This is a genomic window from Chromohalobacter sarecensis (genome assembly GCF_023061135.1).
Taxonomy (GTDB): Bacteria; Pseudomonadota; Gammaproteobacteria; order Pseudomonadales; family Halomonadaceae; genus Chromohalobacter; species Chromohalobacter sarecensis.
On the sequence record NZ_JAKGAN010000007.1, the window covers coordinates 159193 to 179929 of the forward strand.

Sequence of the window (20737 nt, forward strand, 5' to 3'; positions counted from 1 at the left end):
TCGCGGTCCTTAGCCTGCCATCTTGCGTGTCAGGGCGGCTTTGATCAGGCCTTCAGTGGAAAGGCTCTCGTCCAGCCCGGACAACATGCGCGAGGCTTCGGTGGGTTTGTAGCCCAGAGCGACGAGGGCCGATTCCGCATCGGCGAAGGGATCGGCCGCAGGCGCTGCGGGTGAGGCACCCAGCTCAAGGGCATGCAGGGCGTTTTCCTGCTCGAGCTGCCAATGGGGGAAGCGGTCACGCATCTCCACGACCAGGCGATCGGCGGTTTTCTTACCAACTCCGGGGAGGCGTGTCAGCGCCTTGCTGTCATCTTCCATGACGCAGCGGATGAAGGCTTCCTGATCCATGCCGGAGAGAATCGCCAAAGCTAGCTTGGGTCCTACCCCGTTGACCTTGATCAGGGCACGAAACAACTGGCGTTCTTCGCCGCGAGCAAAGCCATACAGTAGATGCGCATCCTCGCGCACCGCCATATGCGTATGCAACTGGACCTCTTCGCCCACCGCCGGCAATGCCAGCAAGGTGGTCATGGAAGTCTCCAGCTCATAGCCGACGCCGCCGACGTCGACGACGATCCACGGCGGTTGCTTTTCCAGCAGGGTGCCACGCAAGCGTCCAATCATGCACATCGAGTCCTTCGATTGACTGGGTTGACACTATACTGATCCGCTTCGCGACTGACCAGCACTCGACAAGCGGTGCTCAGTCGGGGCGAAAGTCCCGCCAACGCTGACGGGAACCGCTTCGCCGCCGCCCGCGGACCGCTGACAGCGAGGGTCCCTGGCGGGCATAGGCATGCGTCAGGGCGATGGCCAGTGCGTCGGCGGCATCGGCTTGTGGCGTACCGTCGAGCCCCAGAATAGCCGTCACCATATGCTGTACTTGATCCTTGGTCGCCGCGCCGGTACCGGTGACGGCCTGCTTGATCTGGGTGGGGGCGTACTCGAAGACCTCGAGGCCATGATTGGCGGCGCAGACGATGGCCGTGCCGCGTGCCTGCCCCAACTTGAGTGCGGAGTCGGCATTCTTGGACATGAAGACTTGCTCGATGGCGACTTCATGCGGACGATGCACGCCGATCAACTCGGCAATGCCGGCATACACCTGGGCGAGCTTCTGGGCCAGTTGATCGCTCTTGATGCGAATGCAGCCGCTGGCAACGTAACGTGGCGTCGCCGAGGCGACATCGACGACGCCATAACCGGTGATGCGCGACCCGGGGTCGATTCCCAGCAGGATCATCGGCTCATCATCTCCGTGGCGCCACTCACTCGCGTCACGTCCCTTACTCGCATCACGCCACTCACTCGAGTTCCGCCATGACGGCATCGGAGAAATCGGCGTTGGAATAGACATTCTGCACGTCGTCGAGGTCTTCGAGCATGTCGAACAACTTGAGGACCTTGCGTGCCGTGTCGACGTCGTCGATGGGGGAATAGTTGTCGGGATGAGACCCGACATCGCTTGCGGTGGGCTCGATGCCCGCCTCGACCAGCGCGTCCTTGACTGCACCGAAGTCCTCTACGGACGTCACGATCTCGAGCGTACCGTCATCCTGAGTGACGATGTCCTCGGGTTCGGCGGCCAGCGTGGCCTCCATGGCAGCCTCTTCGGAAGTACCCTCCGGCAGCGTCAAACGCCCTTGCTTATGGAACATGAAAGCGACGGACCCGGATGTACCCAAATTACCGCCGTTCTTGCTGAAGGCGTGGCGCACTTCGGAAACCGTGCGATTGCGGTTATCGGTCATGCACTCGACCATCACGGCGACGCCTTCGGGACCATAACCTTCGTAGACGGTTTCCTCCATCTCGTCGCCATCGGCATTACCGGCGCCGCGCTCGATGGCACGCTGGATGGTGTCCTTGGTCATGTTGTTGGCCAGCGCCTTGTCGATGGCAGCGCGCAGGCGAGGGTTATCCGCCACCTCGCCGCCACCCTGGCGGGAGGCAACGGTCAGTTCACGAATGAGCTTGCTGAAAATCTTGCCGCGTTTGGCATCCTGGGCAGCCTTGCGGTGCTTGATGTTCGCCCATTTACTATGGCCTGCCATATCGACGTCACTCCTTGGAAAACAGGCGTTCGCGTTTGCAGGACACCCGGCGCCGAGACGACGCCGGGAAAACGAGAAGAACGTGGGACCAGCGGCGTTCGTCAGGTCTCGCCGTCACCACCTTGCTGCGCCTTTTGGCGCAAACGAATGTTGAGTTCCTTGAGCTGCTCGGCGCTAACCTCGCCCGGCGCGTCGGTCATCAGACAGGCGGCACTCTGGGTCTTGGGGAAGGCGATGACTTCGCGAATGGTCTTGGCGCCGCTCATCAGCATGACCAGGCGGTCGAGGCCGAAGGCCAGTCCGCCATGCGGCGGTGCGCCGAAGCGAAGAGCATCGAGCAGGAAGCCAAACTTCTCCTCCGCTTCGTCGTCGCCGATACCCAGCACGTCGAAGACCGTACGCTGCATGGCTTGATCGTGAATACGGATCGAGCCACCGCCCAGTTCAGTGCCGTTGAGCACCATATCGTAGGCGCGTGACAACGCATTGGCGGGTTCTGCCTTGAGAGCTTCCGGCGAGCACGACGGCGCGGTGAACGGATGGTGCAAGGCCGCCAGGCGGCCGGCATCGTCGGCTTCGAACATGGGAAAGTCCACGACCCACAACGGTGACCATTCTTGGGTATAAAGGTTGAGATCCTCGCCGAGCTTGACGCGCAACGCGCCCAGCGCCTCATTGACGGTGCGGGCCTTGTCGGCGCCGAAGAGGATGATGTCGCCGTCCTCGGCCCCCACGCGGTCGAGCAACGGCTCGATGATGCCGTCCATGAACTTGACGATGGGCGACTGTAGCCCTTCGATGCCCTTGGCGCGCTCGTTGACCTTAATCCAGGCCAGCCCTTTGGCACCGTAGATGTTGACGAAATCGGTGTAGGCGTCGATTTCCTTGCGTGACAGCTTGGCACCACCGGTGACCTTGAGCGCCGCGACGCGCCCATCATCGGACTTGGCCGGGCCGGAGAACACCTTGAAGTCGACATCGCGCATCAGGTCGTTGACATCGACCAGCTCGAGCGGGATACGCAAGTCCGGCTTGTCCGAACCGTAACGGTTCATCGCTTCGCTGTACGGCATCTTGGGGAATGCCGGCAGGCTGACATCGAGCACGTCCTGGAACAGTTGACGGATCATGTCTTCGGTCAATGACATGATGTCGCTTTCCTCGACGAACGAAGCTTCCAGGTCGATCTGTGTGAACTCGGGCTGGCGATCGGCGCGCAGGTCTTCGTCACGGAAGCACTTGGCGATCTGGTAATAACGGTCGAAGCCCGAAACCATCAATAGCTGCTTGAACAGCTGCGGTGACTGCGGCAAGGCGAAGAACTCACCCGGATGCGTGCGGCTCGGCACCAGGTAATCGCGAGCGCCTTCCGGGGTGGCACGCGTCAGAATCGGCGTCTCGATATCCAGAAAGCCTTGCCCTTCGAGATACGCGCGTACGCTGTGCGTAATCCGCGAGCGCAACCGCAGCTTGTCGATCATCTCCGGGCGACGCAGATCGATGTAACGATGCTTGAGACGCGTCTCCTCGCCGACCTTGCCGTGCTCGTCGAGCTGGAACGGTGGCGTGGCGGCCGTGTTGAGCACTTCGACGTCTGATGCCAATACTTCGATCATGCCGGTGGGCATGTTGGGATTCTGGGTCCCGTCGGGACGCAGGCGAATGCGTCCGCGAATGCGCAGTACAAACTCGTTGCGGGCACGATCGGCATTGGCGAATGCCTCGGGAGTATCGGGATCGACCACGACTTGGGCGATACCATCGCGGTCGCGCAAATCAAGGAAGATCACTCCCCCGTGGTCGCGACGACGATGTACCCAGCCGCAGAGTGCGACTTCCTGATCCACCTGGGTTTCGTTCAATTGACCGCAATAGTGACTGCGCATGTCTTATCCTGTTTCGTTGCGTATTTCATGGGGCGATTCGGCGCCGCCCGGACGGCACCGAACACGTCAGGCGGGCGTTTTGCCGCCAGTCTCTGTAGACGTGGAAGGCGCGGAGGCCTCTCCCGCGAGATTGCGTTTTTGCCCCGATTTGAAGTCGGTTTCATACCATCCGCCGCCGGCCAAGCGAAAGCCCGCCGCCGAGACCAAGCGGGATAATTCTGCGCGCTCGCAGCGTGGACAATCGGTCAACGCTGCCGCGCTGACTTTCTGCAGCTTTTCCAGGCGATGGCCGCAGGCCTTGCACTCATACTCGTAGATGGGCATGGTTCTCACCATTCAAGTCATCAAGAAGCGCCCGCGCGACGCTCGCGCGGTGGCAGGGATATAGGGCCGGAGATCGCACTTTCCAAGCCTTTTCCGAAAGCCGCTCATTATAGCGCGTTGCGCCACCCAGCGGGCAAGCGTATCGGGGCTCGATATCATGTAGCTTGCCGCTACGATGCCAGTCCCACTTCACTTCGTTAAAAGAAAAAGGACGTCGCATGAAAGCCGTGATTCTCGATGCCGCCAGCCTCGGCGACGATATTGATCTCTCGCCGCTGCACGCGGCGGTCGACAGCCTTGAGGTCCATGCGCATACCGCCATCGATGAGCGCCAGGCGCGTCTCGATAACGCGGATATTGCCATCACCAACAAAGTCGTGCTGGATGGCGACCTGCTCGCGTCCCTGCCCGATCTTAAATTGATTTGCGTGTTGGCGACGGGGACCAACAATATCGACATGGAGACTGCCCAGGCCCGGGGCATCGAGGTGCGCAATGTCTCCGCCTATGGCACGGCGAGCGTGGCGCAACATACCCTGATGTTGATGCTTGCGCTGGCCAATCGTCTACCGCTTTACATGCGCGATGTCGCCGCCGGCCGCTGGAACGATAGCGCCTTGTTCTGCCTGCTCGATCATCGCACCTTGCAACTGGCCGACAAACATCTGGTCATCGTCGGCCATGGCGAACTCGGTCGTGCCGTGGCGCAGTTGGCCGAGGCTTTCGGCATGCGCGTCACCTTTGCTGCACGCCCCGGCAACGAAGCGCAGGATTCGCGCCCTTCCCTCGCCTCGCTGGCGGGCGAGCTCGATGTATTGAGCCTGCACTGCCCGTTGACGGAGCAGACACGGCATCTCGTCGACGCCGAGATGCTGGCCCGTTTCAAGCCCAGCGCCTTGCTGCTCAATTGCGCGCGCGGCGGTATCATAGACGAAAGCGCCGCGTTGGACGCGCTACGTGGCGGCTCGCTTGGCGGGCTCGGCGTCGATAGCTTGCCTCAAGAACCCCCGCGTGAGGGGCATGCGCTGATTAGCGCCATGCATGAAGCGCTCAACCTTATCGTCACCCCGCACAGCGCTTGGATCTCGCCGGAAGCTCGCGCCAATGTCGTCAGTCTGACGCGCGACAACCTGCATCAATGGCTTGCTTCACGCGCTTAATACATGATTTTTACGGCTGGGAGCTTGGATGCTTTACAACTACGGTTCCATCAATATCGATTACGTCTACCGCGTCAGCCATCTGGTGCGCCCCGGCGAAACATTATCCAGCCAGAGCCTCACGCAGGTGCTGGGCGGTAAAGGCGCCAATCAATCCTTGGCCATGGCTCGAGCAGACGGTGACGTGACGCATTGGGGACGTGTATCTCAGAATGATCGCTGGGTGCTGGAAATCCTTGCTCAGGCGGGCGTCAATACGTCTGCCATCGAACTTACCGCCGATGCCAGCGGGCATGCCATCATTCAGGTCGACGATCACGCTGAAAACGCCATCATTCTCTATCCCGGCGCCAATCATGGCTTCAGTGAACGTCACCTCGATGCCTTGATGCCCTCGGTCAGTCCTGACGATTGGTTATTGCTGCAAAACGAATGCAATGCGCTCGAAAACGTCATGGCCCTCGCCTCGCACCACGGCATGCGTATCGCCTTCAATCCCGCGCCGCTCGGCGCCAACGTGCACTCTCTACCGCTCGAACTGTGCCAGATATTGTTCCTCAATCGTGGCGAAGCTGCGGCGTTGGCGGGGCTCGACGAACACGCCGGGGCCGACGAACTCATGGAGGTTCTCTCTCGACGGCTGCCCAAGGTGGAGCTGGTGTTGACGCTGGGACGTGATGGCGTGCGTTATCAGCATGGCGCCCAGCGCCTCGAACTTCCGGCGTTCCCTGTTGAAGCCGTGGACACGACTGCGGCGGGCGATACTTTCATCGGTTACTTCATGGCTGCACGCCAACGCAGCGAACCCATCGAGACGTGCCTGCATGAAGCGAGCATTGCTGCGGCCTTGTGCGTGCAACGCGCTGGCGCGGCGCCGAGCATCCCGCTTGCCAACGAGGTCGCAGCGACCTCTCGTGATTGGTCGGCGCGCGATGGCTTGCGCCGTTGACTCTCGCGGTACCGTCTTTTGGTTACTTGAACATCATTTGAAACAGGACATTTATGGGCATTCCGCTGATTTTCGATACCGATCCCGGCGTAGACGACGCTCAAGCCATTGCCATCGCCCTGGCGCATCCCGAGATCGAACTTCTCGGCATGACCACGACCTACGGCAATGTCGATATCGATACCGCTACCACCAATGCGTTGCTGCTCGCCGAGCTCGCCGGCCAGCGCATCCCCGTTGCACAGGGTGCCGCAGCGCCACTGGTCAAGCTCAAGCATCCGGCGCCGGCGCATATCCATGGCGATAACGGGCTGGGCAATCATCCCTTGCCGGTACCGACGCATCATGCCGAGACGATCAGTGCGCCGCAGTTCATCGTCGAGCAGATCAATGCCCGCCCCGGCGAGGTCACCCTGGTCGCCGTGGGTCCGCTGGGCAACTTGGCCGCTGCGCTGCAGCTCGATCCGGGCATCGTCGAGCGTGTCAAACAGGTTGTCGTCATGGGTGGGTCGATTCGCGAGGGTGGCAACGTCACGCCCGTCGCCGAGGCCAATATCTTCAATGACCCGCATGCCGCGGCACGCGTATTGACGGCGGGCTGGCCACTGACCCTGGTGGGGCTGGATGCCACGCATCGCTGCGTGCTGGGTCCCGCGCAAATGGACAAGATCGCCGCCGCCCAAGGCAAGCTGGGCGAGGTGCTGGCCGGCAGCTATGCGTTCTATCGCGCCTTCTATCGTACCGCGCTGGATATCGATGGCTGTTGCCCGCACGACAGCTGTGCCTTGGCGTGGCTGATGCGCCCGGAACTCTTCACCACCAGGCGCGGACACTTGAATGTCGTCACCGATGGGGACGCCGAAGGCCAGACGCTGTTTGCGCCGCAAGAGCGTGCTTTCATCGATCCCCGTTGGTCACGCACGCCGCTCGTCGATGTGTGTATGAACGCCGAGGGTGAGGTCGTCGTGGACTGGATCGTCGAGACACTGACCCGCTGAGAGCCCGTTGCCCCGCCTTTTCTGCCCATAGCGGAACGGGGCGGCGGGAGTTTTAGCCGAGCTCGAAGGTACTCGGAGGCGTGACATCGACTTTTTCGCACTCGACATGAGTAACGCGCGACGCCGGCGGCCCGTGCCATAACCAGCGCACGACCCGGTCGACGGCCGTCTGCTCGCCGCACAGCATTACTTCGACACGGCCGTCGCCGAGGTTCCGGGCATACCCTTTGAGTTCTTCCTTTAACGCTTGATCGCGTATCGCGGCGCGAAATCCAACGCCTTGAACACGGCCGGTGACCCACGCCTTGAGACAATATTCATGCATGGCCCTCTCCTTTGCTTTCAGGCGTCGCGCTGGAAGCCGTATATCCCGAAGAATCAACGAATTCACGCTTGACCAGGACTGCAGAGTTGCGCGGCACGATACGCTTACCACGCGCTTCGAGATGGGTGCGAGTGAAGGCGGCGCCATACAGCAGAATCAGCGAACTGTAGTAAACCCACAGCAATACCAGAACGACCGACCCCGCCGCGCCGTATGTCGACGCCGTAGCGGTATAGGCGAGATACGCGGCGATGGCGTAACGCCCAATCGCGAATAGCACCGCCGTTACGATCGCGCCGACCATAACATCTCGCCAGCTGACGACGACATCCGGCAATACCTTGAAAATAGCGGCGAAAAACAGCGCAATCACCGCCAGCGAGACCAGGAATTCGGCACTGCCCAAGAGCGCGTTGACACCCGGTAGCCAGTCGCTTGCATACCTGAAAAAGGCTTGCAGCATCACGCCCAGCACCAACGACACCATGAGGATGAAGCCCACCGCCAACACCACGGTAAGCGACAGCAGACGTTTCTTGATGAATAGCCAAAACCCGTTGCGATCGGGACGCGCCGTCACGCCCCACAGCGTATTGAGGGAAAATTGCATCTGCGCGAAGACGGTCGTGGCCCCCACCACCAGCGCGCCAAAGCCGAGAAAGGTCGGCCAGATACCGGAGCTTTCAATACGTGACTGCGCCACCGCTTGCTGTATCGCCATGGCGGCGTCTTGACCCATGGTGTCTTGCAACTGCGCTACGATCTGGCCTCGCACGGCGTCTTCTCCCAGTACCAGCCCAATCACGGTGACCGCGATGATGATCGTCGGCGCCAGTGAAAACAGGGTGTAAAACGCCAGGGAGCCCGCGTAGCTGAACGCATTGTGTTCAAGCCACAAAGTCGTGGCATTGACGACGATTCGGTACCAATAGCGCGGCGAAAGATTAATCACGGACTCTCCTTGTCGAACATGATGAATGACGAACACAACGTAGCTTGGTTTCAGGATAGCGCAGATGCCCCGGCCACTGCTTATATTGCAGAGCCCCGTGTGGCTGCCCATAATGGCTCGGCCCTGCCAACGGAGCTTTCATGTCCAACGCCACCACATCCTTCCCCTCTTCCGATACACCCTATGCCTTCGATTGCTTAGTCTTCATCGGGCGTTTCCAGCCGCCGCACCGGGGGCATATCACTGTCATCCGCGAGGCATTGCAGCAGGCACGGCAGGTGATCGTCATGGTGGGGTCCGCCTGGCAGGCCCGTTCGCTGCGCAATCCGTGGCGTTTCGAGGAGCGTCGAGACATGTTGCGGGCATGCTTCGATGTCGAGGATAACGCGCGACTCGAAATTACGCCGTTACTGGATGCGCTCTACAACAACGATGTCTGGGTACGCGATGTGCAGCGCCGGGTGCGCGATGTGGTCGTTCCCCAACAGGGCCGGTTACCCCGGATCGGGTTGATTGGCGCCAGTCGTGGTCAGTCGAGTTACTACCTCACGCTGTTTCCGCAATGGGAGTCGGTCAGCGTCCCACTGGTCAGCGATGTCTCGGCCAGTCGAATTCGCGAGGCGTTGTTCGGTCAACCGGCATTGGCAGGCGATTACTTGGCGCACGAGGAAAGCAGCGGTTTATCGGCGCCGGTCCGTGACGTGCTGCGACGCTTTCTCGAAACGCCTGAATGCGCGCAATTGTGGGAAGAGCAGCATCTACTCGAGCGGTATCGTGAAGCCTGGGCGCAGGCGCCCTATCCGCCGGTGTTCGTGACCGTCGATGCCGTCGTGGTGCAATCCGGGCATGTGCTGCTGGTCGAGCGTCGAGCGGCGCCCGGCAAGGGACTGCTCGCCTTGCCGGGAGGCTTCATTCAGTCTCAGGAACGTTTGTTGGATGCCTGCCTGCGCGAGCTGCGTGAGCGGGTACGCTTGAAGATTCCCGAAGCTGTGCTCAAAGGCTCGCTACGCGGTCAGCGCTTGTTCGATGAGCCTCACCGCAGCTGGCGTGGCCGAACTCTGGCACAGGCTTTCTATTTTGCCCTACGGCCCGAACAGCAACTCCCCCAGCTCAAACCTTCGCGCAGTGGCGAGCAAGCCCATTGGGTGGCGTTGGCTGATCTCGATCCCGAGGCGTTGTTCGAGGACCATTTCTTCATCATTCAGAACTTTCTAGGCTTGCCGGCCGGGATGGCGACGCCGTGACGCGACTCGCTGTCAGGTATTCATGCCTGCAGAAAATCGCGCGGTAGCTTCATCATCTGCCGCCAGAGTTTCTCGACGCCGGGCTTGTGCACCAGCGAACACCGGTACAGGCGAATCTCCAAGGGAATATCCCACTGCGCGTCTCCCGCGCGGACCAAGCGTCCTGCGGCGAGTTCTTCGCGTATGCAGAAATCGGGGATCCATGCCATGCCGACCCCTTGTAGGGCCATGCCCTTGAGGCCTTCCGCCATGGCAGTCTCATAGACGGTCTTGAGGCGCATACGTAGCGGGTCGTTCTTGAGCAGCATGCGCACGCTACGTCCTAGAAAGGCGCCTTGGGTATAGGCGAGAAACGGGATGCCTGCCTCGTCGTTCAGCGCAAAGCGTGGGGTGCCGTCGGCGTTAGGCACGCACACCGGCAGCATTTTGACCTGACCGATAGAAAATGAAGGGAAGGCCTCGCCGTCGAGCTGCATGCTGGCATAGGGGTCATAATACGCCAGCATCAGGTCACAGTTGCCTTCGCGCAACACGTGAATGGCATCCCCGACGTTCATGGCCACCAGCCGCGTCGGAAGTTCACCCACGCCCTTTTGTAAGCGCGAAATCCAACGCGGGAAAAACGTTAACGCCAGTGAGTGCGCGGCGACGATATCGAGCGCTTCGTTGGCCATCGATAGGCCACGCAAGTGAGCGAGACATTCGCTCAACTGCTCGACCATGCTGCGTGCTGTGACCAGGAATAACTGCCCTTCCGGTGTCAGCCCAATAGGCGTCGTGGACCGATCGACCAAGGTAGTGCCCACGGCTTGTTCCAGGGAGCGGATGCGTCGGCTGAAAGCGGGCTGGGTGACGTGACGTTGTCTCGCCGACGCGGAAAAGCTGCGTGTATTGGCGAGGGCCACGAAATCTTCGAGCCACTTGGTTTCAAGATTCACCGGCACTCCTGGTAGTCACGTAGTAAATGTACGAAAGACGCAAAGCATGGCATAGACGGTTGTGCCCTGGCACGCTGCGGGTGTCATTGTATGGGCGCTAGCAGGTACGCCGCCCGAGAGACGAGCTTACGCCAGATGGGGCGATTGTTGAGCTCTTCCAGTGACACCTCTCGACAGACCGCAAAATCCCGGCGCAGCATGTCCTCGACTTGGCCGGCGAACGACGCATCGGGGACATACGCGGTAATCTCGAAGTTGAGCCGGAACGAGCGGTTATCGAGATTGACCGATCCGACCAGCGCCGTCTCGTCATCGACCAAGACGACTTTCTGGTGCAGGAACCCCGGCTGATAGCGAAAGATACGTACGCCGTGGCGAATCATCTCGGGCAAGAAGGAAAACGCGGAGAGGAAGACCAGCAAGTGATCGGGACGCTCGGGAATCATCACGCGCACATCGACCCCTCGCAATGCGGCAAGCTTCAAGGCATCTTGTACTCCCTGGTCGGGGACGAAGTACGGGCTGGTCACCCACAGTCGCTCATGGGCTCCGTGGATGACATGCTGAATCAGCAGACTTGCCGTCTCGCAGTTATCGGCCGGCCCGGATGGCACGATCACCACATGTTGGCACTCCTCGCAGGTGATCGACGGCTCCCAGTTCAGCGACAGGATCTCGTCGGTGGCCCAGTACCAGTCCTCCCAGAAGGCTTCCTGCAACCCCATGACGCTCGGCCCGGTGAGCTTGAGGTGGGTGTCGCGCCAGGGGCCATAGCGCGCCACCCGCCCTAGATATTCATCGGCCACGTTGAAGCCGCCGGTCCATCCTTCGCGGCCATCGACGACCAGAATCTTGCGATGATTGCGGAAATTGATTTGGAAACGGTGCCGCCAGCCACGCGACGAGTTGAAGGCCGTCACTTCGACGCCAGCTTCCGATAACTCGCGCAAGTAATCATTGGGTAAACTGCGACTGCCGATTTCATCGTAGAGTAGACAAACCCTTACCCCTTGCTCTGCCCGACGCATCAAGTGCTGCTTGAACAAGGTGCCGATTTCATCGGCGCGGAAAATGAAGAACTGCACGAGAATATATTCGCGTGCGGCATCGATTCCCCCCAGTAAACTCTGAAAGGTTTCGTCCCCATCGATGAGCAGCTCGGCGCGATTTCCCGTGCTCATTGGCATCATGGCCAGGCGCTCCACGGCCTGAATACGCGTGGTGTCAAACGAGGGACGGGAAAAGAAAGGTTCGAGACGAGGCCTGAAACGCAATAGCACCTGGCGTAGTACGGTGTCGCGTTCACCGCGGGCGGAGGTGTATCCGTAAAAACGCGGGCGACCGAAGACCCAGTAGATAGGAACGGCCAGATAGGGAAAGGTCAATAGCGTGACGATCCAGGCGACCGCCCCTTGCGAGGTACGGCTCGACATCAATGCCATGATGGCGGACAACGCGCCCAGCACATGGATCGTTACGATCAGGATACCGATCAGTCCGGATGTCATGTCGGCTTCTCCCTGAAACCTTCGAAGCACTCGCTGGCTAAAAATCAGGCCCCGTGTCAACGGGGCCTGAAGCAACGATCATCGCATGATCATGCACTCGCGGCGATGATCTCTTTCCATTTCGCCGGACCGATCTGATGGACCGATTCGCCTTGGCTGTCGACGGCGACGGTTACCGGCATGTCTTCGACATCGAACTCATAGATCGCTTCCATGCCGAGATCCTCGAAGGCGACTACGCGAGACTTCTTGATCGCTTGCGCCACCAGGTATGCAGCGCCCCCGACCGCCATCAGATAAACGGCTTTGTTGTCGCGGATCGCCTCGATTGCCATCGGCCCCCGTTCGGCTTTGCCGACCATCCCCTGAAGGCCTGTCTGCTCGAGCATGGTGCGCGTGAACTTGTCCATGCGTGTGGCGGTCGTGGGGCCGGCAGGGCCGACGACTTCATCGCCCACCGGATCGACGGGGCCGACGTAATAGATGAAGCGTCCCCGCAGATCGACGGGCAATGATTCGCCTTTGGCCAGCATATCGACCATGCGCTTGTGCGCGGCATCACGGCCGGTCAGTAGCTTGCCATTGAGCAGCAGCGTATCGCCCGGCTGCCAGGAAGCCGCCTCTTCAGCCGTGACGGTGTCCAGGTTCACCCGCTTGACGTTGTCACCCGCTTCACGGGTAATTTGCGGCCAGTCTTCCAGCTTCGGGGCGGGGAGCGATGCCGTGCCGCTGCCATCCAGCGTGAAATGCACGTGACGCGTGGCCGCACAGTTGGGAATGATCGCGACCGGCTTGTTGGCGGCGTGGGTAGGATAGTCCTTGACCTTGATATCGAGCACGGTCGTCAGCCCGCCCAGCCCTTGCGCGCCGATGCCGGTGCGATTGACATGCTCAAAGAGCTCGAGACGCAATTCCTCGGCACGATTCTCGGCACCACGTGCCTTAAGATCCTGGATGTCGATGGGATCGAGCAAGGCTTCCTTGGCGAGTTCCATGGCCTTTTCGGCGGTGCCGCCAATGCCGATGCCCAGCATGCCTGGCGGGCACCACCCTGCTCCCATCTTGGGCAACTGCTCCAGAACCCATTCGGCCACATTGTCGGAAGGATTGAGCATCGCGAACTTGGACTTGGCCTCGCTGCCACCCCCTTTTGCCGCGACGTGAACCTCGACCTTGTCACCGGGGACCAGCTTGTGATGGATGACGGCTGGCGTATTGTCGCCGGTATTCTGACGCTTGCCGTCGGGATCGGCCAGCACCGAAGCGCGCAGCACATTGTCGGGAAGCTTGTAGGCTTGGCGGACGCCCTCGTTGATCATGTCGTCGAGGCTCATATCAGCCTCCCAGCGGACGTTCATACCGATCTCGACGAATACTGTCACGATGCCTGTATCCTGACAGATCGGCCGATGGCCTTCGGCACACATGCGTGAGTTGATCAGGATCTGAGCGATGGCATCACGAGCGGCGGGATTTTCTTCACGTTGATACGCCTCGTGCATGGCGTCGATGAAGTCTTTGGGATGATAGTAGGAAATAAACTGCAAGGCATCGGCCACGCTTTGGATTACATCATCCTGGCGTATCACGGTCATGAAAAAGGCTCCTTATTATGGGCAACACCCCGCGAGATACCGTCAGGAAACATCGCGAGAAATATAAACGCATGATTATACCGAAAATGGGCGATCACGCCTGAGGTGATCGCCCAAAGTCTATTCATATGATGCTTTTTTATTGGTTGTGTTTTTTCCCAACACAAAGATAACGGTATAAATATTGGTGTTAGCCTAACTCAATTAAGCGAGCCTTCAAGGTTTGCAATTGATCGCGTAGGCGTGTGGCTTCTTCGAACTCCAGGTTTTGTGCCGCTTCATGCATGGCGTCCTCGAGCTTACCGATTTCCCGGGATAGGCCCGAAGCATCCATCTGATTGAGTTGCTCGGCACTATAGTCACCCGGAGCTTCGGCAACGCGTTTGTCGGGGCGCTTGTTCCCGACCTTCTTGCCCGGGGTCTGCGCCCCTTCCATGATATCGGCGACCGACTTCGTCACTGTCTTGGGCGTGATGCCATGCTCTTCATTGAAGGCGATCTGCTTATCACGCCGGCGCTCAGTTTCATCCATCGCTCGACGCATCGAATCCGTGATCCGATCACCGTAGAGAATCGCCTTACCGTGGGCGTTACGCGCCGCACGCCCGATCGTCTGGACCAGTGAGCGTTCGGCGCGCAGGAAGCCTTCCTTGTCGGCATCGAGAATCGCCACCAGCGATACTTCAGGAATATCGAGACCTTCACGCAGCAAGTTGATGCCTACGAGTACGTCGAATTTCCCCAGCCGCAGATCGCGAATGATCTCTATGCGCTCGACAGTTTCGATATCGGAGTGCAAGTAACGGACCCGGATATCATGCTCGCCGAGATACTCAGTGAGATCCTCGGCCATGCGTTTGGTCAGCGTCGTCACCAGAACGCGCTCCCCTACGTCGGTACGCAGCCGAATCTCGGAGAGCAGATCATCTACCTGCGTACCCGCAGGCCGCACTTCGATTTCAGGGTCCACCAAGCCGGTGGGACGCACGACCTGCTCGACGACCTGACCGGCATGTTCTGCCTCATACTTGCCCGGCGTCGCGGAAACGAAGGTGGCCTGCGGACAGATGCGCTCCCACTCTTCGAACTTCATGGGACGGTTGTCCAGCGCCGAGGGTAGCCGGAACCCATACTCGACCAACGTTTCCTTGCGTGAACGGTCCCCCTTGTACATGCCGCCCACCTGGGGAACGCTGACGTGGGATTCGTCGATGAACAACAGTGCGTCATCCGGCAGATAATCGAAGAACGTCGGGGGTGCCTCGCCCGGCGCGCGCCCCGAGAGATAGCGCGAGTAGTTCTCGATGCCGTTGCAATATCCCAGTTCGAGCATCATTTCGATGTCATAAAGCGTACGCTGCTCGAGACGCTGGGCCTCGACGAGCTTGTCGTTCTTGCGCAACCAGTCCAACCGCTCGGCTAGCTCGGCTTTGATGTCATCCACGGCGCCGAGAATCGTCTCGCGCGGCGTCACGTAGTGGCTTTTAGGATAAATCGTCATGCGCGGCACCTTGCCACGCACTTCACCGGTCAACGGGTCGAACAGGCTGATAGTCTCGATCTCGTCGTCGAATAGCTCTATTCTCACCGCTTCGTCTTCCGCATCCGCCGGGAAGACATCGATGACATCCCCACGAACGCGATAAGTGCCGCGACGGAAATCCATGTCGTTGCGGGTATATTGCAGCTCGGCGAGACGCCGCAGGAAGGTGCGCTGATCGATCTGCTCGCCACGGTTGAAGTGCAAACGCATCTTCAGGTACTGATCGGGATCCCCCAAGCCGTATATGGCCGAGACGGAGACCACAATCAGCGAATCACGGCGCTCCAGAAGCGCTTTGGTCGCCGAGAGACGCATCTGCTCGATATGGTCGTTGACCGAAGCATCCTTCTCGATGAAGGTGTCCGACGACGGCACATAGGCTTCCGGCTGATAGTAGTCGTAATACGAAACGAAATACTCGACCGCGTTATCGGGAAAGAAGCTCTTGAACTCGCCGTAAAGCTGGGCGGCCAGCGTCTTGTTCGGCGCCATGACGATGGTCGGACGCTGCAGGCGCTCCACCACGTTGGCCATGGTGAACGTTTTCCCCGACCCGGTGACCCCGAGCAGCGTTTGATGCGCCAGTCCAGCGTTTAAGCCGTGGATCAAGCCCTCGATAGCCGACGGCTGATCGCCCGCAGGCTGGAATTGCGACTGAATGCGAAAGGGTTTGCTCATGAGTCTCACATAAGGGCGAGGTATGGGCCATTCAAGCCTCGACCGCACTCGCGGTCAGGCCGGGCGCGTGGTGATATCCACGTCGCTGACGGTCATCAGTCGCTGTATCGGGCAGCGATCGGCAATCTCGAGCAGACGATTCAGCGTCTCGGGGTTATCGATGCCCTGAAACGCCAGGGTCACGGTAAGACGGTAATGACCACGCGCTTCATCGCTAGCATCGCGCTCGACGGTCGCGGTGATCGTTTCCACGGGCAAATGCTTGCGCCGTGCGTACATCAAGGCCGTCATGGCCTTGCACGCACCGAGCGACAGATCGAAATAGTCGTGCGGATCAGGAGCGCTTTCATCTCCGCCCACCTCTCTTGGAGCATCCACCGCCAACGCCGCAAACTCCCTCACCGTCGCCTGCTGACGAAGTGATCCATCGCGCTGCGTAATGACTGTGATCGTCATGGTTCCCTCTCTATGGCAATCAGTGTGCCTTGTATCCCAACGCATGGACGGTCCGCAGCAATGCCTCGCGCCGCACGCGCCCTTCCACTTCGGCGCCATGACGGCCAACTTCGGCTTCTTCGACGCCGTCCATTTCCATCAGAGCCGTGGTGATGCGATTGACATCCTCGGCACTGTCGACCTGCTCGAAGGTGAGTGCTATATGCGCCATGGAGCTTTCTCCATCCATTCATGTGTATGACGGAGAGAGTTTATCATGGCACAACAGCAGCGCCGCGATGGTTGGAAAATCCCTTACCCGCCCTGATATTCATGAGTGACATTTGAATACGGTCGAGTGACCGTCGCGTTCGCGATACGGAGTTATTCCATGAACGATTGGATCAGGCATCTTGAAACGCAAGGGCTAGTGCGCGCTGCGGAGAATGAGTGGCACTTCGGCGAGGCCGTGTCCCAGGCGCGCGTGCCCTTGTCGTCCACGGCAATTGCGCCGTTGCCGCAGTACTCGATCATGGAAATTGCCGGTCCCGATGCCGAACGTTTTCTTCAGGGCCAGACCAGCGCCCAGGTGGCGCTTGCCGATGGTCAGTTCGCGCCTTTGACGGCATTTTGCTCTCCCAAAGGACGCGTGCTGGCCAACGGCCAATTGATGCGCGTGGACGAGACACGCTATTGGCTCGTGCTGGATATCGGCGTGGCCGATCCGCTGCACACGCATCTTGCGAAATACGCCCCCTTTTACAAGGTCGAGATCACGCAGCCGGCGACGCGGATATTCGGTGTGCTGGGCGACGACGCAGTTGCTCAAGTCGAGGCGCAACTCAATGTCACTGCCCCTGACACATGGGCCATGGCTCAAAACGATGCAGCGGTCATCTTGCGCCATCCAGGCCCGATTCCTCGCTTCATGATCCTCGCTCCAGAAGACGCGGCCCTGTCTGCATGGGAGGCTCTCGAGAGCCTCGCAACGCCCGTCGGCAACGCAGTATGGCGTTTGCAGGACATCCAGGCCGGTCTCGCCTGGCTGGGCGAGACGCAGCGTGACAGTTATCTCCCCCAGATGATCAATTGGGAAGCGTTGGGCGGAATCAGTTTTCGCAAAGGCTGCTACACCGGACAAGAAGTGGTCGCGCGGGCGCATTTCCGTGGCCAGGTCAAAAAGCGTCTGCTGCGTGCTCAGTCGGAAAACGCCACGTTACCAGCGCCGGGCACGCCCGTGCACGACGCTAACGGCAAGTCTCAAGGCGACGTCGTGTGCGCCGCCCTGAACGCAGATGGAAAAGCCGAGGTACTCGCTATCATCACCCAGCGCGACGAACCCCGCGAGCTCAACATCGATGGCGTGCCTCTCGAGCGCCTGACGTTGCCCTATGCAATCGAGCGTGTCGATCCGGAAAGCATGTCCCTTCAGGCCTGATGTGGCACCAATCCGAATAGGCGGCGTGCGGTGGCGGTGCTCTGCGTCGCCACCATGTCGTAGGACTGCCCCCGCAGCTCAGCCACCGTTTTGCAGACAGCATGAACCTCGGATGGCTCATTGCGGCCCCCCTGCGCGCCGGAAAGCGGCATGTCGGGGCTATCGGTCTCGAGCACATAACCATCGTCGGGCAGCGAACGTATAGCACGATGCAGGCGCTGGGCGCGTGTATAGGTCGCGCCCCCACCGAGCCCGAGGACGAATCCCAACGCCAGAAATCCCCGAGCTTGCTCCGGGCTTCCCGAGAACGCGTGTATCAGGCCACCGGCGGGCAACGCGAGCTGACGCAAGCGCTTGACCACCTGATCGTTGGCTTGCACGCAGTGAATCACGACCGGCAGATGGCGACGTTTCGCGATACGCAATTGCGCATCGAAAAGCTGCCACTGACGATTGAGATCACCCAAACGCGCATCGATGCCGCATTCACCGACGGCGACGGTATCCGGATGAGCGTCGAGCTGAGCTTCAAGCGCGTCGGCATCTTCAGCCGCGTGTGTCTGAAGAAAGTAAGGGTGCAGCCCATAGCAAACGCTGATCTCCGGACGTTGCCCAAGATCGGCCACCTGAGGCCAACGTGCACGCGTCGTGCCAGGGATGATGTAATGCCCTACTCCGGCGTTGGCGGCACGCGCCAGTACAGCGTTGCGGTCTTCATTGAAGACATCGAAGTCGAGATGACAATGAGCATCGATCAGCGTCGCGGGCATAGTATGTCTCCCCGCCGACGCAGTCGAGAAGATGCGTCGGCGACAGGAACGCTAGCGAGGCGTTAGTGTTCACGCGTAGCACGGAATTCGACATCCGGCCAACGCTCTTGCGTCATCTGTAGATTGACGCGCGTCGGCGCCAGGTAGGTGAGATAGTCTCCACCATCCCAGGCAAGGTTGATGCTGGCCTTGCGCTTTAGCTCATCGAGCATCTTGGCATCGTTGCAATATACCCAACGCGCGGTTTGAACATTAACCGGCTCATAAAGGCAGTCGACCTTGTATTCCTGCTTCAGACGATGTGCGACGACATCGAACTGCAGCGACCCGACGGCACCGACAATCAAGTCGTTGTTGTCCATCGGCATGAACACCTGTGTCGCGCCCTCCTCCGAGAGTTGCTTCAGTCCCTTTTGCAGGGCCTTCATCTTGAGCGGATCACGCAACCGCACACGTTTGAACAGCTCGGGCGCAAAGTGTGGGATACCCGTGAAGCGCATATCTTCATTCAGGGTAAACGTATCGCCGATTTGAATAGTGCCATGGTTGTGCAAGCCGATGATGTCGCCGGGCCAGGCCTCTTCAACATGTGAGCGGTCGGAGGCCATGAAAGTCAGCGCGTCGGCAATCTTGACGTCTTTGCCGATACGCACGTGGCGCATCTTCATGTTCTTGTCGTACTTGCCTGAACACACCCGCAGGAAGGCAACTCGGTCACGGTGTTTGGGATCCATATTGGCCTGAATCTTGAAGACGAAGCCGGTGAAACGCTCGTCGCTTGCCTCTACGGTGCGCTTATCGGTATCGCGCGCTAACGGTGAGGGCGCATATTCGACGAAGCCATCGAGCATTTCACGCACACCGAAATTCCCCATCGCCGTTCCAAAATACACGGGGGTCAATTCGCCACGGCGATAGGCATCGAGATCGAAAGTGTGAGACGCGCCGCGGACCAACTCGACTTCCGCTCGCAATTCCTCCGCCGCCTCCTTACCCAAAGTTTCCTCGACCTCGGGACTATCGAGCCCTTCGATGCGTAGATCTTCCGGAATCCGGTTGCCCTGGCCCTGCTTGTAAAGGTGAATGACATCATTGTAGAGATGGTAGACACCACGAAAATGGCGTCCCATCCCCACCGGCCACGTCATAGGTGCACACTGAATGTTGAGTACCGTTTCGACTTCATCCATCACCTCGACCGGATCACGGATATCCCGATCCATCTTGTTGATGAATGTCAGGATTGGCGTCGTACGCAAACGACAGACGTCCATCAATTTGATCGTGCGGTCCTCGACCCCTTTGGCGCCATCGATCACCATCAGCGCCGAATCCACGGCCGTCAGTGTGCGGTAGGTGTCCTCGGAAAAGTCTTCGTGGCCAGGGGTATCGAGCAGATTAACGATCCGTCCGTTGTACGGGAACTGCATCACGGAAGTCGTCACCGAGATGCCACGCTCCTGCTCCATCTTCATCCAATCGGACGTCGCATGGCGTTCATCGCGCTTGCTCTTGACCGAGCCGGCGAGCTGAATCGCGTTACCGAACAGCAGCATTTTTTCGGTAATGGTGGTCTTGCCGGCGTCGGGGTGCGAGATGATGGCGAAGGTCCGGCGTAATTCTGCTTCTTTAGCCACTTGAGTATCTGACATCGATATACTTCGCTGATTTGCGGCAGTCGATGCTGATAAAGCATCTGACTGAAAAGAATGGATTCTTGCCGCGAATTGTACTGCTTAGACGTGCATGTGGGTAGAGGCTTCTAAACGCTAACGGCCTAGACATAAAAAACCCCCGCTTCATTCGAAGCGGGGGTTCTGAAATAAATGCCTGACGATGATCGGGGCGGCCTTCCGCCGGGCGGCGCTCCGCTGCTCTTCATGGGGAAGCCCCTAAACGACAACACCCCCGACCAATGGCCGGGGGTGTCGAAATAAATG

General features: G+C 59.6%; 20 protein-coding genes. 5 read left to right on the forward strand and 15 right to left on the reverse strand.

The features are described 5' to 3' along the window. Window positions 1-9 precede the first annotated feature (9 nt). The 5 genes from ruvA to L1071_RS12635 form a co-directional block, all read right to left on the reverse strand. Window positions 10-624: a Holliday junction branch migration protein RuvA gene (ruvA, locus tag L1071_RS12615; RefSeq protein ID WP_246898256.1), complete on the reverse strand. Its 615-nt coding sequence runs from the start codon at window positions 622-624 to the stop codon at window positions 10-12. A gap of 79 nt (window positions 625-703) precedes the next feature. Next, a complete protein-coding gene (gene ruvC / locus L1071_RS12620; RefSeq protein ID WP_246975384.1) occupies window positions 704-1243 on the reverse strand; it encodes a crossover junction endodeoxyribonuclease RuvC in 540 nt (179 codons plus the stop codon). Between the two features lie 61 nt (window positions 1244-1304). Then, window positions 1305-2054 (reverse strand): YebC/PmpR family DNA-binding transcriptional regulator, encoded by a 750-nt coding sequence (locus tag L1071_RS12625; RefSeq protein WP_246975385.1) that lies wholly within the window; start codon window positions 2052-2054, stop codon window positions 1305-1307. A 101-nt stretch (window positions 2055-2155) separates the two neighbouring features. Further along, window positions 2156-3940, reverse strand: coding sequence for an aspartate--tRNA ligase (gene aspS / locus L1071_RS12630; RefSeq protein ID WP_246975387.1), 1785 nt, complete (start codon window positions 3938-3940; stop codon window positions 2156-2158). 66 nt (window positions 3941-4006) lie between these two features. Next, window positions 4007-4264: an FmdB family zinc ribbon protein gene (locus L1071_RS12635; protein WP_246898261.1), complete on the reverse strand. Its 258-nt coding sequence runs from the start codon at window positions 4262-4264 to the stop codon at window positions 4007-4009. Between the two features lie 218 nt (window positions 4265-4482). Between L1071_RS12635 and L1071_RS12640 the strand changes: the two genes are divergently transcribed. Genes L1071_RS12640 through L1071_RS12650 form a run of 3 tightly spaced genes read left to right on the forward strand, consistent with a single transcriptional unit; the run spans window position 4483 to window position 7371 of the window. After that, complete coding sequence (locus tag L1071_RS12640; RefSeq protein ID WP_246975389.1) at window positions 4483-5424, forward strand: NAD(P)-dependent oxidoreductase; 942 nt, start codon at window positions 4483-4485, stop codon at window positions 5422-5424. Between the two features lie 28 nt (window positions 5425-5452). Continuing rightward, window positions 5453-6373, forward strand: a complete 921-nt coding sequence (locus L1071_RS12645) for a ribokinase (RefSeq protein WP_246975391.1) — start codon at window positions 5453-5455, stop codon at window positions 6371-6373. A 53-nt stretch (window positions 6374-6426) separates the two neighbouring features. Further along, the gene (locus tag L1071_RS12650; protein WP_246975392.1) at window positions 6427-7371 is read left to right on the forward strand and encodes a nucleoside hydrolase; all 945 of its coding nucleotides are present in this window, start codon (window positions 6427-6429) and stop codon (window positions 7369-7371) included. 52 nt (window positions 7372-7423) lie between these two features. On the opposite strand, the gene L1071_RS12655 is transcribed toward L1071_RS12650, so the two are convergent. After that, window positions 7424-7696, reverse strand: a complete 273-nt coding sequence (locus L1071_RS12655) for an acylphosphatase (protein WP_246975394.1) — start codon at window positions 7694-7696, stop codon at window positions 7424-7426. Next, on the reverse strand, window positions 7689-8648 hold the full coding sequence (locus L1071_RS12660) for a YihY/virulence factor BrkB family protein (RefSeq protein WP_246975396.1): 960 nt from the start codon (window positions 8646-8648) through the stop codon (window positions 7689-7691). The genes L1071_RS12655 and L1071_RS12660 overlap by 8 nt, the downstream gene beginning before the upstream one ends. 140 nt (window positions 8649-8788) lie before the next feature. Between L1071_RS12660 and L1071_RS12665 the strand changes: the two genes are divergently transcribed. Further along, the gene (locus tag L1071_RS12665) at window positions 8789-9892 is read left to right on the forward strand and encodes a bifunctional nicotinamide-nucleotide adenylyltransferase/Nudix hydroxylase (protein ID WP_246975398.1); all 1104 of its coding nucleotides are present in this window, start codon (window positions 8789-8791) and stop codon (window positions 9890-9892) included. A 20-nt stretch (window positions 9893-9912) separates the two neighbouring features. On the opposite strand, the gene L1071_RS12670 is transcribed toward L1071_RS12665, so the two are convergent. The 6 genes from L1071_RS12670 to L1071_RS12695 form a co-directional block, all read right to left on the reverse strand. Further along, window positions 9913-10830, reverse strand: a complete 918-nt coding sequence (locus L1071_RS12670; protein ID WP_246975400.1) for a LysR substrate-binding domain-containing protein — start codon at window positions 10828-10830, stop codon at window positions 9913-9915. 83 nt (window positions 10831-10913) lie between these two features. Then, entirely contained in the window at window positions 10914-12338 is a 1425-nt protein-coding gene (gene cls / locus L1071_RS12675; RefSeq protein ID WP_246975402.1) for a cardiolipin synthase, read from the reverse strand. Between the two features lie 89 nt (window positions 12339-12427). Further along, the gene (locus tag L1071_RS12680) at window positions 12428-13933 is read right to left on the reverse strand and encodes a fumarate hydratase (RefSeq protein ID WP_246975404.1); all 1506 of its coding nucleotides are present in this window, start codon (window positions 13931-13933) and stop codon (window positions 12428-12430) included. Between the two features lie 190 nt (window positions 13934-14123). Then, on the reverse strand, window positions 14124-16154 hold the full coding sequence (uvrB, locus tag L1071_RS12685) for an excinuclease ABC subunit UvrB (protein WP_246975406.1): 2031 nt from the start codon (window positions 16152-16154) through the stop codon (window positions 14124-14126). Window positions 16155-16208: 54 nt separating this feature from the next. Further along, window positions 16209-16610 carry an OsmC family protein gene (locus L1071_RS12690; protein WP_246975408.1) on the reverse strand — a complete coding sequence of 134 codons (402 nt, stop codon included), beginning with the start codon at window positions 16608-16610 and terminating at the stop codon, window positions 16209-16211. Between the two features lie 19 nt (window positions 16611-16629). Next, window positions 16630-16821 (reverse strand): hypothetical protein, encoded by a 192-nt coding sequence (locus tag L1071_RS12695; protein WP_246975410.1) that lies wholly within the window; start codon window positions 16819-16821, stop codon window positions 16630-16632. 159 nt (window positions 16822-16980) lie between these two features. Between L1071_RS12695 and ygfZ the strand changes: the two genes are divergently transcribed. Beyond that, the gene (ygfZ, locus tag L1071_RS12700; protein ID WP_246975412.1) at window positions 16981-18027 is read left to right on the forward strand and encodes a CAF17-like 4Fe-4S cluster assembly/insertion protein YgfZ; all 1047 of its coding nucleotides are present in this window, start codon (window positions 16981-16983) and stop codon (window positions 18025-18027) included. On the opposite strand, the gene L1071_RS12705 is transcribed toward ygfZ, so the two are convergent. Beyond that, window positions 18018-18797 carry a TatD family hydrolase gene (locus L1071_RS12705; RefSeq protein ID WP_246975414.1) on the reverse strand — a complete coding sequence of 260 codons (780 nt, stop codon included), beginning with the start codon at window positions 18795-18797 and terminating at the stop codon, window positions 18018-18020. The genes ygfZ and L1071_RS12705 overlap by 10 nt on opposite strands. Before the next feature lie 62 nt (window positions 18798-18859). Further along, the gene (locus L1071_RS12710) at window positions 18860-20449 is read right to left on the reverse strand and encodes a peptide chain release factor 3 (protein WP_246975416.1); all 1590 of its coding nucleotides are present in this window, start codon (window positions 20447-20449) and stop codon (window positions 18860-18862) included. Between the last annotated feature and the right edge of the window lie 288 nt (window positions 20450-20737).